Annotated in this window: 9 protein-coding genes; 5 read left to right on the forward strand and 4 right to left on the reverse strand. The window is 61.9% G+C overall.

Annotated features, from left to right (window positions below):
- Window positions 1-99 precede the first annotated feature (99 nt).
- From betA to betI, 3 genes are read right to left on the reverse strand one after another with little or no spacing between them, the layout of a single operon-like run.
- Entirely contained in the window at window positions 100-1,785 is a 1,686-nt protein-coding gene (betA, locus tag JMY24_RS25785; protein WP_201703171.1) for a choline dehydrogenase, read from the reverse strand.
- An 11-nt stretch (window positions 1,786-1,796) separates the two neighbouring features.
- On the reverse strand, window positions 1,797-3,266 hold the full coding sequence (gene betB / locus JMY24_RS25790; RefSeq protein WP_128596793.1) for a betaine-aldehyde dehydrogenase: 1,470 nt from the start codon (window positions 3,264-3,266) through the stop codon (window positions 1,797-1,799).
- 51 nt (window positions 3,267-3,317) lie between these two features.
- On the reverse strand, window positions 3,318-3,905 hold the full coding sequence (betI, locus tag JMY24_RS25795) for a transcriptional regulator BetI (protein WP_128596794.1): 588 nt from the start codon (window positions 3,903-3,905) through the stop codon (window positions 3,318-3,320).
- Window positions 3,906-4,145: 240 nt separating this feature from the next.
- Between betI and fdhA the strand changes: the two genes are divergently transcribed.
- The gene (fdhA, locus tag JMY24_RS25800; protein WP_128583902.1) at window positions 4,146-5,345 is read left to right on the forward strand and encodes a formaldehyde dehydrogenase, glutathione-independent; all 1,200 of its coding nucleotides are present in this window, start codon (window positions 4,146-4,148) and stop codon (window positions 5,343-5,345) included.
- 96 nt (window positions 5,346-5,441) lie between these two features.
- Here the strand turns inward: fdhA and JMY24_RS25805 are convergent, their stop codons facing one another.
- Window positions 5,442-6,437: a GlxA family transcriptional regulator gene (locus tag JMY24_RS25805; protein ID WP_128583900.1), complete on the reverse strand. Its 996-nt coding sequence runs from the start codon at window positions 6,435-6,437 to the stop codon at window positions 5,442-5,444.
- 521 nt (window positions 6,438-6,958) lie between these two features.
- Between JMY24_RS25805 and JMY24_RS25810 the strand changes: the two genes are divergently transcribed.
- Genes JMY24_RS25810 through JMY24_RS25825 form a run of 4 tightly spaced genes read left to right on the forward strand, consistent with a single transcriptional unit; the run spans window position 6,959 to window position 11,912 of the window.
- The gene (locus JMY24_RS25810) at window positions 6,959-8,233 is read left to right on the forward strand and encodes a serine hydroxymethyltransferase (protein ID WP_128596795.1); all 1,275 of its coding nucleotides are present in this window, start codon (window positions 6,959-6,961) and stop codon (window positions 8,231-8,233) included.
- A gap of 18 nt (window positions 8,234-8,251) precedes the next feature.
- Window positions 8,252-9,223, forward strand: coding sequence for a dipeptidase (locus JMY24_RS25815; RefSeq protein WP_027798645.1), 972 nt, complete (start codon window positions 8,252-8,254; stop codon window positions 9,221-9,223).
- A 54-nt stretch (window positions 9,224-9,277) separates the two neighbouring features.
- Window positions 9,278-9,814 (forward strand): DUF5943 domain-containing protein, encoded by a 537-nt coding sequence (locus JMY24_RS25820; protein WP_020067501.1) that lies wholly within the window; start codon window positions 9,278-9,280, stop codon window positions 9,812-9,814.
- Between the two features lie 34 nt (window positions 9,815-9,848).
- Window positions 9,849-11,912 (forward strand): NADH:flavin oxidoreductase, encoded by a 2,064-nt coding sequence (locus JMY24_RS25825; protein ID WP_128596796.1) that lies wholly within the window; start codon window positions 9,849-9,851, stop codon window positions 11,910-11,912.
- Window position 11,913 lies beyond the last annotated feature (1 nt).

The raw sequence follows: 11,913 nt of genomic DNA on the forward strand, positions 1-11,913 counted from the left end.
TCGCGGAGCGCTGACAATCGAGGATAACTTGCGAGAGGGTCAAGAAAAAGTTATGGGCGGGAAGAGTTCCCCGCCCGGACAGCAACCGAAATCCGGAAGTCAGACGGTCGCTCGTTCACGCTTCCTGGCAGGCGCGCCATTCGCAACGAAGTAAGGTGTGTCCACGCGCGCCAACGGCTCGCGCACACGAATGCGGTCCGCGATTTTTTCGGCCAGCATGATGGTCGGCGCGTTCAGATTGCCCGTGGTGATGAGCGGCATGATCGACGCATCGACCACGCGCAGCGCTTGCATACCGTGCACGCGGCCCTCGTTGTCCACCACGGCCATGTCGTCATAACCCATCTTGCACGAGCACGAAGGATGAAACGCCGTCTCGGCCCGCGACCGCACGAAGGTGTCGAGTTGCGCGTCGGTGGTCAACTCGGCGCCCGGATTCAACTCACGTCCGCGATAACGCTCCAGCGCCGGCTGCCGCATGATCTCGCGCGTAATGCGGATGCCGTCGCGGAACTCGCGCCAGTCAAGCGGATCGGCCATGTAGTTGAAGAGAATGCTCGGGTGTGCGGCCGGATCGCGCGAGGTGAGCTTCACGCGGCCGCGGCTCGGCGAACGCATTGAGCCGACGTGCGCCTGGAAGCCATGCATTTTGATCGCATTCGAGCCGTTGTAATTGATCGCAACCGGCAGAAAGTGATACTGGATGTTGGGCCACAAATCGTCGTCGCGTGTACGGATGAAGCCGCCTGCTTCGAACTGATTGCTCGCGCCGATGCCCGTGCCGTTGAACATCCATTCGAGTCCGATGGCCGGCTGGTTCCACCATTGCAGCGCAGGGTAAAGCGAGACGGGCTCCTTGCACTCATACTGGATGTACATCTCCAGATGGTCCTGCAGGTTTTCGCCGACGCCCGGCAGATCGTGAACAACGGGAATGTCGAGTTCACGCAGCCACGTGGAGCGGCCCACCCCGGAGCGTTGCAACAATTGCGGCGATGCGATCGCGCCGCTGCATACCAGTACTTCGCGGCGCGCATGGGCATGCACCGTCGCGCCGTTGTGCAAATACGCGACGCCAACCGCGCGTTTGCCCGAGAACAGCACGCGATCGCTCAACGCATGCGTGACGATAGTCAGGTTCGCGCGCCCCTTGGCGCGATCCAGATAGCCGCGCGCGGTGCTCGCGCGCCGGCCGTTGGGCGTGACCGTGCGATCCATCGGACCAAAGCCTTCCTGCTGATAGCCGTTCAGATCGTCGGTGCGCGGAAAACCGGCTTGGACGCCGGCCTCGACCATCGCCGCGAAAAGCGGGTTATTGCCGGGCTTGCTGGTGGTCACGTGCACGGGACCGTCGCCGCCGTGATAGGCGTTCGGACCCGCGTCGCGTGTTTCGGCTTTGCGAAAATAGGGCAGGCAGTCCAGATAGGCCCAGTTTTCCAGACCGCGGCGCGTGGCCCAACCATCGTAGTCGAGCGCATTGCCGCGGATATAGCACATGCCGTTGATCAGCGACGACCCGCCAAGTCCCTTGCCGCGGCCGCACTCCATGCGACGGTTGTTCATATGCGGCTCGGGGTCCGTCTCATACGCCCAGTTGTAGCGGCGCCCTTGCAACGGATAGGCGAGCGCGGCGGGCATCTGCGTGCGGAAATCGAAGCGGTAGTCGGGGCCGCCTGCTTCGAGCAGCAGCACCGTAACGTCGGCGTCTTCGGTGAGACGCGACGCCAGCACGTTGCCCGCCGAACCCGCGCCGACGACGATATAGTCGTATTCGTTCGAAGTCATGGCTGCGCTCCTCAAAACACCGGTTGATATGGACCGAGCTCGACCTGCACGGACTTGATGCGCGTGTAATGCTCGAGCGTGGTAATGCCGTTCTCGCGGCCCACGCCCGATTGCTTGTAGCCGCCCACGGGCATTTCGGCGGGCGACTCGCCCCATGTGTTGATCCAGCAAATGCCGGCTTCGAGCCGGTGAATCACGCGATGCGCGCGCGCCAGATGTTCGGTGACGACACCGGCGGCGAGCCCGTAGGCGGTGCGGTTCGCGCGCTCGACGGCTTCGTCCTCGTCGTCGAATACCAGAATGCTCATGACCGGGCCGAAGATTTCCTCGCGCACGATGCGCATGTCGTCATGGCAACCGGTGAACACAGTTGGCTCGACGTATTGACCCTGGCCGAAATGACCTTCGCTGAGGCGCTTGCCGCCCGCGATCAGCCGGGCGCCTTCCTGCACGCCGCTATCGATATAGCTGAGCACCTTGCGCAATTGCGCGGCGCTAACGAGCGGGCCGAAATTGGTGGAGGCGTCGCCAGGCGCACCCACGCGGATGCGCTTCACGCGCTCCAGCACCAACGCTTCAAAGCGTTCGAGCACACTGCGTTGCACGAACACGCGCGTGCCGTTCGTGCAGACCTGGCCCGAGCTGAAGAAGTTGGCGCTCATTGCGATGTCGGCGGCGCGTTCCAGATTCGCGTCGTCGAAAACGAGCAGTGGAGATTTGCCGCCGAGTTCCATCGTCACTTCTTTCAACGACGACGCGCCCGCCATCGACATCACCTTCTTGCCGGTTTCCACGCCGCCCGTGAACGAGATCTTCTCGATGTCCGGATGCGCGGCGAGCATCGCACCCACGCGGCCGTCGCCTTGCACGACGTTGAATACGCCGGCCGGCACGCCGGCCTCGGTATAGATTTCGGCGAGTTTCAAAGCCGACAGCGGCGTGACTTCGCTCGGCTTGAAGATCATCGCGTTGCCCGCGGCTAGCGCGGGCGCCGACTTCCAGCACGCGATCTGAATCGGATAATTCCATGCGCCAATGCCCGCGCATACGCCGAGCGGCTCGCGTCGCGTGTACACGAACGACGACGGCCGCAACGGAATCTGCTGACCTTCTATAGCGGTCGCAAGGCCCGCGTAATACTCGATCACGTCCGCGCCGGTGACGATGTCCACGGCCTGCGTTTCCGCAATCGGCTTGCCTGTGTCGCGCGTTTCGAGCGCGGCGAGTTCGTCGTTGCGCTCGCGCAGAATGTCGACCGCGCGACGCAGAATCCGTGAACGTTGCATGCCCGTGAGCGCAGCCCACTCGCGCTGACCGTCACGCGCGGATTGCACGGCGCGGTCCACGTCCGCGGCACTCGCCTCCTGGACAGTGGCGAGCGTTTCGCCGTTGGCGGGATCGACGGTGTCGAAAGTTTCTCCGCCGGTCGCGTCCGTATAGGCGCCGCCGATATAGAGACGTTGCGTTGCGAATACCGCCATGACTTGCTCCTTTGTAAAGATATCGCTGGCTCCTGCGTGGCAGACATACGCTTATTCGCGCGCCGCCAGCACCAGGTCGATGTATTCGTTTGCCACACGTAGCGCCGCTTTGGTGTCGAACGGTTCGCCCGACAGCGCCCCGCGCAGCCACAGTCCGTCGATCAGCGCAGCGAGCCCACTCGCCGCCCGCCGCGCGGCAGCGCGTGGCATCGCTTTCGCAAAATCGGCGCACAGGTTCGAGTTCAGGCGCCGCGTGTTCACGTATTGCAGCCGGCGCAGTTGCGGCTTGTGCATGCTCTCGGACCAGAACGCGAGCCACGTCTTCATGACGGGCGCGCTGGTTTGCTCGGCATCGAAGTTGGCGGCGACCACCGCTCGCAGCTTCGAACGCGGGTCGGCCTTTGCCGCGCGGCGCCGGCGTGAAGTGGCTTGCCACAAATCGCGCAGCACGTGCCGCATGGTGGCTTCGAGCAAGCCGTCCTTGTCGCCGAAATAGTGGCTGACGATGCCGGTGGAAATGCTTGCGCGCTGGGCGACCGATGCCAGCGTGGCGCCCGCGAGACCGGTCTGGTCGATGGTGAGCAACGTGGCGTCGATCAATTGGGCGCGGCGAATTTCGCGCATTCCGAGCTTGGGCATGGTGATGGTGTGAAGATTGGACGACTCGCAGCGAGCGCTTTTACCGCACGTTCAGTCGGCGCATGGTAGTTTTTTTATATTGAACGGTCAATCAATAAAACCCTGCGGTTCCGGCAATGTCGGTTACAGCCAAACCCATGTCGCGTTCCATGCGGGTGATTGCTTGCAGCGGGCGCTACGCTCGTTGAACGGCGCGTGGCGCACAAGCCGCGCGTCCCTCACAAGACACGGAGACATTCAATGAGCAGCAATCGCGGCGTCGTATATCTCGGGCAGGGCAAGGTGGAAGTGCAATCGATCGACTATCCGAAGATGGTCGATCCACGTGGCCGCGCGATCGGCCATGGCGTGATCCTGAAGGTGGTCAGCACGAATATTTGCGGCTCCGACCAGCACATGGTGCGCGGCCGCACGACTGCGGAGGTGGGCCTCGTGCTCGGCCACGAGATTACCGGCGAGGTGATCGAAGTGGGTCGCGACGTCGAGACGCTGAGCATCGGCGATCTGGTCTCGGTACCGTTCAACGTGGCTTGCGGACGCTGCCCGACCTGCAAGTCGCAGCACACGGGCGTATGCCTGAACGTCAATCCGTCACGCGCGGGCGGCGCTTACGGATATGTGGACATGGGCGGCTGGATCGGCGGACAGGCCGAGTACGTGCTGGTGCCGTACGCCGACTTCAACCTGCTGAAATTCCCCGATCGCGCGCAGGCCATGTCGAAGATCCGCGACCTCACCTGTCTGTCCGACATTCTGCCGACCGGTTATCACGGCGCAGTCATGGCGGGCGTGAAGCCGGGTGCGACCGTCTACATTGCAGGCGCCGGGCCGGTCGGCATGGCGGCGGCCGCGTCGGCGCGTCTCCTGGGCGCGGCCTGCACGATTGTCGGCGACATGAACGAGGAGCGCCTCGCGCATGCGCGCAAGATGGGCTTCGAGACTGTCGACCTGTCGAAAGACGCGACGCTTGGCGAGCAGATCGAACAGATTCTCGGCACGCCGGAAGTGGATTGCGCGGTGGACTGCGTAGGCTTCGAGGCGCACGGCCATGGAAGCAGCGGCTCGCACGAGGAAGCGCCGGCCACGGTACTGAACTCGCTGATGGAGATCACGCGCGCAGCAGGCGCGATCGGCATTCCGGGCCTCTACGTGACCGACGATCCGGGTGCCGTCGACGCGGCCGCTCGCAAGGGTAGTTTGAGCATCCGCTTCGGGCTCGGTTGGGCCAAGTCGCACTCGTTCCATACGGGCCAGACGCCGGTGATGAAGTACAACCACAACCTCATGCAGGCTATTTTGTGGGACCGCTTGCCGATTGCCGACATCGTCAACGTGACCGTGGTGTCACTCGATCAGGCGCCTGATGGTTACCGTCAATTCGATGGTGGCGCACCGCGCAAATTCGTTATCGATCCGCACGGCTTGCTGAAGGCGGCGTGAGCATCGCAGAAAATTAGAGGCTGCCAATAGAGAAACGCGTTGAACGGATTTCCGTTCAACGCGTTTTTATTTGACGCTGGCGAGTACTGGCTCTTCTCAGGCCACCATGACCGGTGACGGAGACAGCGAAGGAGATTGCTTGCGACGTTCGCGCGTGGGCGCAGTGCCGAATGCATCGCGATAGCTTTTCGAGAAATGGCAGGCGGACTGAAAACCGCAAGCCATCGTGATGTTCATGATCGACATATCGGTTTGCAACAGCAGTTCGCGCGCGCGCCGCAAACGCAGCGTCAGATAGTAATGCGTGGGCGTCATGCCGAGATGCTCACGGAAAAGGCGCTGCAACTGCCGTTGGGACATGCCGGCGAGTCTTGCCAGTTCCTCGCGTGACAGCGGTTCCTCGATGTTGTTCTCCATCAGCGAGATGACTTCAAACAGCGACTTGTTGGCCGAACCGAGCCGCGCGACCAGCGGCATTTTCTGTTGCGCGCTCGTATCGCGCACATGTTCGACGATGAACTGCTCGGCGATCTGCGTCACACGCGCGGTGCCGACGCGCGGAGCGATCAGGTTCAGCATCATGTCGAGCGGCGCGACACCGCCTGTGCATGTCACACGGTCGCGATCGATCACGAACAGTTCTTTCAGAAAACGGGTATCGGGGAATTCTTCTTTGAGCGCCGACATGTTCTCCCAATGAATCGCACAGGCGTAGCCCGCGAGCAACCCTGCACGCGCGAGCGCATATGTGCCCGTGCACAGGCTGCCGAGTACGCAGCCCATGCGGGCGAAGCGGCGCAATGCGGACAAGTGGGCCGACGTGGTCGCGTGTTGCACGTCGATGCCGCCGATCACGAACACGATATCCGGCTGGCCGACGCATTCGACGGGACCCGTATCGACCGACAAGCCATTGCTTGCCGCCACCGGTCCGCCCTCGGGACTCACGATCGACCAGCGATAAAGCGTCTGTCCCGTCAGGTAGTTCGCCATGCGCAGCACTTCGATCGCATTGGTGAACGCGATCATCGTGAAGTTCGGAACGGGCATGAAGGCGAAATGCGACAGTGACGCCGTGCGATCGGTGGACATGTGAGGAGTGATTCCTTGGAATCTATAGTGTCGCGTCGCCGTGGGGAGCGGCGACTTCTTCAATTTTGCGGACTAGCGCAACTACCATGCCATCAGGCTAAACCCTTGGTTGTCAACGTCGATGCCCGGAACGCTCGGGAAACAGCACCACAAAGGCACCGCAGCGGCACCACCGACGCTAGAAACCCGCACCTTAACCGCGCACTGCGTTCAGCTGCAGTGCAGGATTCCATGCGCAACGAACGATCGTTCGACGTGTCCATGCCCGCGCGAGCGTCCTTACCCAGGGTACTCACCGACGCGCCCGTCACGACATTGGCAGGCTCGCCCGGGCGACTTGTCGAAAAAGGTCGCTCATGGCGGAAAAGGCAAAGAACGCGTCTGAATTCATAAATTGACGCGCGATGCAAGCGTCAAGAATAGACGCAATGCAAGCCGGTAGCAGCAGGGCGCAAGCGCCGCACAAGCTAAGCCTCAGCGCGGCTTCCGGGCCTTCCCGTCAACGATTCCACGGACCTTCCATGTCGAACCCGAATCCTTTCTTCGAAGAATCGCTCGCCGCGCGCGATCAGGCGGTGCGCGGCGCTATTTTGAAAGAGCTCGAGCGCCAGCAGTCGCAAGTCGAACTGATCGCGTCGGAAAACATCGTGTCGCGCGCGGTGCTCGAAGCGCAAGGCTCGGTGCTGACCAACAAATACGCGGAAGGTTATCCGGGCAAGCGTTACTACGGCGGCTGCGAATACGTCGACGAAATCGAGACCCTCGCGCTCGAACGCATCAAGCAATTGTTCAACGCCAAATTCGCCAACGTGCAGCCGCATTCCGGCGCGCAGGCAAACGGTGCGGTCATGCTCGCGCTGGTGAAGCCGGGCGACACGGTGCTCGGCATGTCGCTCGACGCGGGCGGGCACCTCACGCATGGCGCCAAGCCGGCCATGTCGGGCAAGTGGTTCAACGCGGTGCAGTACGGCGTCAGCCGCGACACTCTGCTGATCGACTACGAGCAGATCGAGGAACTTGCAAAGCAGCATAAACCCGCGCTGCTGATCGCTGGCTTCTCGGCGTATCCGCGCGCGCTGGATTTCAAGCGGCTGCGCGCGATTGCCGACAGCGTCGGTGCAAAGCTGATGGTGGATATGGCGCACATCGCCGGCGTGATCGCGGCGGGACGTCACGCAAACCCCGTCGAGCATGCGCATGTAGTGACGTCCACCACGCACAAGACCTTACGCGGTCCGCGCGGCGGCTTTGTGCTGACCAATGACGAAGACATCGCGAAGAAGATCAACTCCGCTGTGTTCCCAGGCTTGCAAGGCGGCCCGCTGATGCATGTGATCGCGGGCAAGGCCGTCGCGTTCGGCGAGGCGTTGCAGCCCGGCTTCAAGACCTACATCGACAACGTGCTCGGCAACGCACAGGCACTCGGCGAAGTGCTGAAGGCCGGCGGCGTGGATCTCGTGACGGGCGGCACCGACAACCATCTGCTGCTGGTCGATTTGCGGCCGAAGGGCCTCAAGGGCAATCAGGTCGAGCAGGCGCTGGAGCGCGCAGGCATCACGTGCAACAAGAACGGCATTCCTTTCGACACTGAGAAGCCGACGATCACCTCGGGCGTGCGCCTCGGCACACCGGCGGGCACGACGCGCGGCTTCGGCGTCAACGAGTTCCGCGACGTGGGCCGGTTGATCGTCGAAGTGCTCGATTCGCTGCGCGACCACCCCGAAGGCCATGCGGCCACAGAACAACGCGTGCGCCGCGAGATTTTCGCGCTGTGCGAGCGCTTCCCCATCTACTGAGAACACCTGGAGCACACGATGAGCAATCTGCACGAAAACAGCATCATCATCGACGGTCTGAACATTTCCAAGTTCGAGCGCTCGGTGTTCGAAGATATGCGCAAGGGTGGTGTGACCGCGGTGAACTGCACGGTGTCGGTGTGGGAGAGCTTCCAGAAAACCGTCGATAACATCGCCGAAATGAAACAGCAGATCCGCGAGTATGGCGAGATCCTCACGCTCGTGCGCACGACCGACGACATCTTCCGCGCGAAGAAAGAGAACAAGACGGGCATCATTTTCGGCTTCCAGAACGCGCACGCATTCGAGGACAACCTCGGCTATATCGAGGCATTCAAAGACCTTGGCGTGAACGTGGTACAGCTTTGCTACAACACGCAGAACCTGGTCGGCACCGGTTGCTATGAGCGCGACGGCGGTCTGTCGGGTTATGGCCGTGAAGTGATCCAGGAGATGAATCGCGTCGGCATCATGGTCGATCTTTCGCATGTCGGCGGAAAAACTTCGTCGGAAGCGATTGCGGCGTCGAAAAAGCCGGTGTGCTATTCGCATTGCTGCCCGTCGGGACTCAAAGAGCACCCGCGCAACAAGAGCGACGAACAACTGAAAGAGATCGCCGACGCCGGCGGTTTTGTCGGCGTGACCATGTTCGCGCCGTTCCTGAAGCGCGGTGCGGACGCGACCGTCGAAGACTATATCGAGGCAATCGAGTACGTGGTGAATCTGATCGGCGAAGATCAGGTCGGCATCGGCACGGACTTCACGCAAGGCTACAGCACGGAGTTCTTCGACTGGATCACGCACGACAAGGGCCGTTATCGCCAGTTGACGAACTTCGGCAAGGTCGTGAATCCGGAAGGCATCCGCACGATCGGCGAGTTCCCGAACCTGACCGCCGCGATGGAGCGCGCGGGCTGGAGCGAGACGCGCATCAAGAAGATCATGGGTGAAAACTGGGTCCGCGTGTTCGGCGAAGTGTGGAAGGTCTGAGCGTCACGCGCGTAGAGCCTGCAGATTCGCCCCATAAAACAAGGAGTCTTCCACATGCAACCCCAACTGCCTATCGACGTCGATGCGAACACTGGCGTCTGGACCACCGACGCGCTGCCGATGCTGTACGTGCCGCGCCATTTCTTCACGAACAACCATACCGCCGTTGAAGAAGCGCTCGGCATCGACACCTACGCCGAGATTCTCTACAAGGCGGGCTACAAGTCCGCGTACTTCTGGTGCGACAAGGAAGCCAAGCAGCACGGCATTGCCGGCATGGCCGTGTTCGAGCACTACCTGAAGCGGCTTTCGCAACGCGGCTGGGGCATCTTCACGATCACGGAAAGCGATCCGTCCACGTCGCATGCACGTATAGAACTCCATCACTCGTCGTTCGTACTCGCGCAGCCGGGCAAGGTCGGAAAGCTCTGCTACATGTTCGCCGGCTGGTTCGCGGGCGCAATGGACTGGGTCAATGATACGGCGCCCGATTCACAACGCAAGGGTCCGCCTTCGCAATCGAAAGAAGCGCGATGCGCGGCGGAAGGCCACGACCATTGCGTGTTCGAAGTGTCGCCACTCGCGGCATAGCACTAGAAGTCATATTATTCCGAGGTCGATCGCGATGCGTTACCCGAACCTTTTTAAGCCTCTCACGCTGAACAAGCTGACTTTGCGCAACCGCATTGTCAGCACTGCGCATGCTGAGGTGTATGCGGAACCTGGCGGGCTGCCCGGCGACCGGTATATCCGTTACTACGAAGAAAAGGCCAAGGGTGGTGTGGGCCTCGCCGTATGCGGCGGTTCGAGCCCGGTCTCGATCGACAGTCCGCAAGGCTGGTGGAAGTCGGTGAATCTGTCGACCGACAAGATCATCGATCCGCTCTCGCGGCTCGCGGAAGCCATGCACACGCACGGCGCGAAGATCATGATTCAGGCCACGCACATGGGACGCCGCTCGGCGTTTCATGGCGAGCACTGGCCGCATCTGATGTCGCCTTCGGGCGTGCGTGAGCCGGTGCATCGCGGCAACGCAAAGATCATTGAAGTGGAAGAGATTCGCCGCATTATCACTGACTTCGCGGCTGCCGCGAAACGCGTGAAGGATGCGGGCATGGACGGCGTTGAAATCTCCGCGGCGCACCAGCATCTGATCGACCAGTTCTGGAGCCCGCGCACCAATTTCCGTACCGACGAATGGGGCGGCTCGCTTGAAAACCGCCTGCGCTTCGGCGTTGAAGTATTAAAGGCAGTGCGTGAAGCAGTGGGCCCCGATTTCTGCGTGGGCTTGCGCATGTGCGGCGACGAGTTCCATGAAGACGGGCTCGATCACGAGCAACTGAAAGAGATCGCGCAGGCAATGAGCGAAAGCGGCCTGATCGATTATCTCGGCGTGATCGGCTCCGGTGCGGATACGCACAACACGCTCGCCAACTGCATGCCGCCGATGGCGCTGCCGCCCGAGCCTTTCGTGCATCTCGCGGCCGGCATCAAGTCGGTGGTGAAAGTCCCGGTCATGCATGCGCAAAGTATTCGCGACGCGGGTCAGGCCGAGCGTCTGCTCGCGAGCGGCATGGTCGATCTGGTCGGCATGACACGCGCGCAGATTGCCGACCCGCATATGGTCATCAAGATTCGCGATGGCCGCGAGGACGAAATCAAGCAATGCGTCGGCGCGAACTATTGCATCGACCGTCAGTACAACGGCCTCGACGTGCTGTGCGTGCAGAACGCCGCGACCTCGCGCGAAGCGACCATGCCGCATGTGATCGCGCGCACGAACGGGCCGAAGCGCAAGGTCGTCGTGGTCGGCGCGGGTCCTGCGGGACTCGAAGCGGCGCGGGTCGCGAAGTCGCGCGGTCATGACGTGGTGCTGTTCGAGAAGAACGACTATGTGGGCGGCCAGATCATGCTCGCGGCAAAGGCGCCGCAGCGTGAGCAGATGGCGGGCATCGTCCGCTGGTTCGATATGGAGACGAAGCGCCTGGGCGTGGACCGCCGTCTCGGAGTCGCGGCCGACGATAAAACCATCATGGCCGAGAAACCGGACATCGTCGTGCTTGCCACGGGTGGCTCCTCCTTCACGTCGCAAGTCGCGGCATGGGGTGTCGACGAAGGTCTCGCGGTGAGTTCGTGGGACGTGCTCTCGGGCAAGGTCGAACCCGGCAAGAACGTACTCGTGTACGACGGCGTCAGCACGCACGCCGGCGCCGGAGTCGCCGATTTCATTTCTAGCCGCGGCTCGAATGTGGAGATCGTCACGCCCGACGTGAAAGTGGCCGACGACGTAGGCGGCACCACGTTCCCGATTTTCTATCGACGCCTTTATGCGCAGGGCGTGGTCCACACACCGAATTACTGGCTCGACAAAGTGTACGAGGAAGACGGCAAGAAGATCGCCGTAATCCGCAACGAGTACACGGAGGAGCAGGAAGAGCGCGCAGTCGATCAGGTCGTGATCGAGAACGGCAGCACGCCGAACGACGAGTTGTACTGGAAGCTCAAGCCGGAGTCGATCAATCGCGGGCAGGTCGACGTGCATAAGCTCTTTGCGTCCGAGCCGCAGCCTTCGCTTTCCGAAGAACTCGGCAATGGCCGCTTCCTGCTGTTTCGCGTCGGCGACTGCATCTCCATGCACAACATTCACGGCGCGATTTACGACGCGCTGCGCCTTTGCAAGGACTTCTGAC

Origin of the sequence: Paraburkholderia kirstenboschensis (genome assembly GCF_904848585.1) — a bacterium.
Lineage (GTDB): Bacteria > Pseudomonadota > Gammaproteobacteria > Burkholderiales > Burkholderiaceae > Paraburkholderia > Paraburkholderia kirstenboschensis.

What these genes read in the sequence shown, in the direction of transcription:
- betA (WP_201703171.1), bottom strand. Translation starts at nt 1,785, where the DNA reads ATGACTTCGAACGAATACGACTATATCGTCGTCGGCGCGGGTTCGGCG.
- betB (WP_128596793.1), bottom strand. Translation starts at nt 3,266, where the DNA reads ATGGCGGTATTCGCAACGCAACGTCTCTATATCGGCGGCGCCTATACG.
- betI (WP_128596794.1), bottom strand. Translation starts at nt 3,905, where the DNA reads ATGCCCAAGCTCGGAATGCGCGAAATTCGCCGCGCCCAATTGATCGAC.
- fdhA (WP_128583902.1), top strand. Translation starts at nt 4,146, where the DNA reads ATGAGCAGCAATCGCGGCGTCGTATATCTCGGGCAGGGCAAGGTGGAA.
- JMY24_RS25805 (WP_128583900.1), bottom strand. Translation starts at nt 6,437, where the DNA reads ATGTCCACCGATCGCACGGCGTCACTGTCGCATTTCGCCTTCATGCCC.
- JMY24_RS25810 (WP_128596795.1), top strand. Translation starts at nt 6,959, where the DNA reads ATGTCGAACCCGAATCCTTTCTTCGAAGAATCGCTCGCCGCGCGCGAT.
- JMY24_RS25815 (WP_027798645.1), top strand. Translation starts at nt 8,252, where the DNA reads ATGAGCAATCTGCACGAAAACAGCATCATCATCGACGGTCTGAACATT.
- JMY24_RS25820 (WP_020067501.1), top strand. Translation starts at nt 9,278, where the DNA reads ATGCAACCCCAACTGCCTATCGACGTCGATGCGAACACTGGCGTCTGG.
- JMY24_RS25825 (WP_128596796.1), top strand. Translation starts at nt 9,849, where the DNA reads ATGCGTTACCCGAACCTTTTTAAGCCTCTCACGCTGAACAAGCTGACT.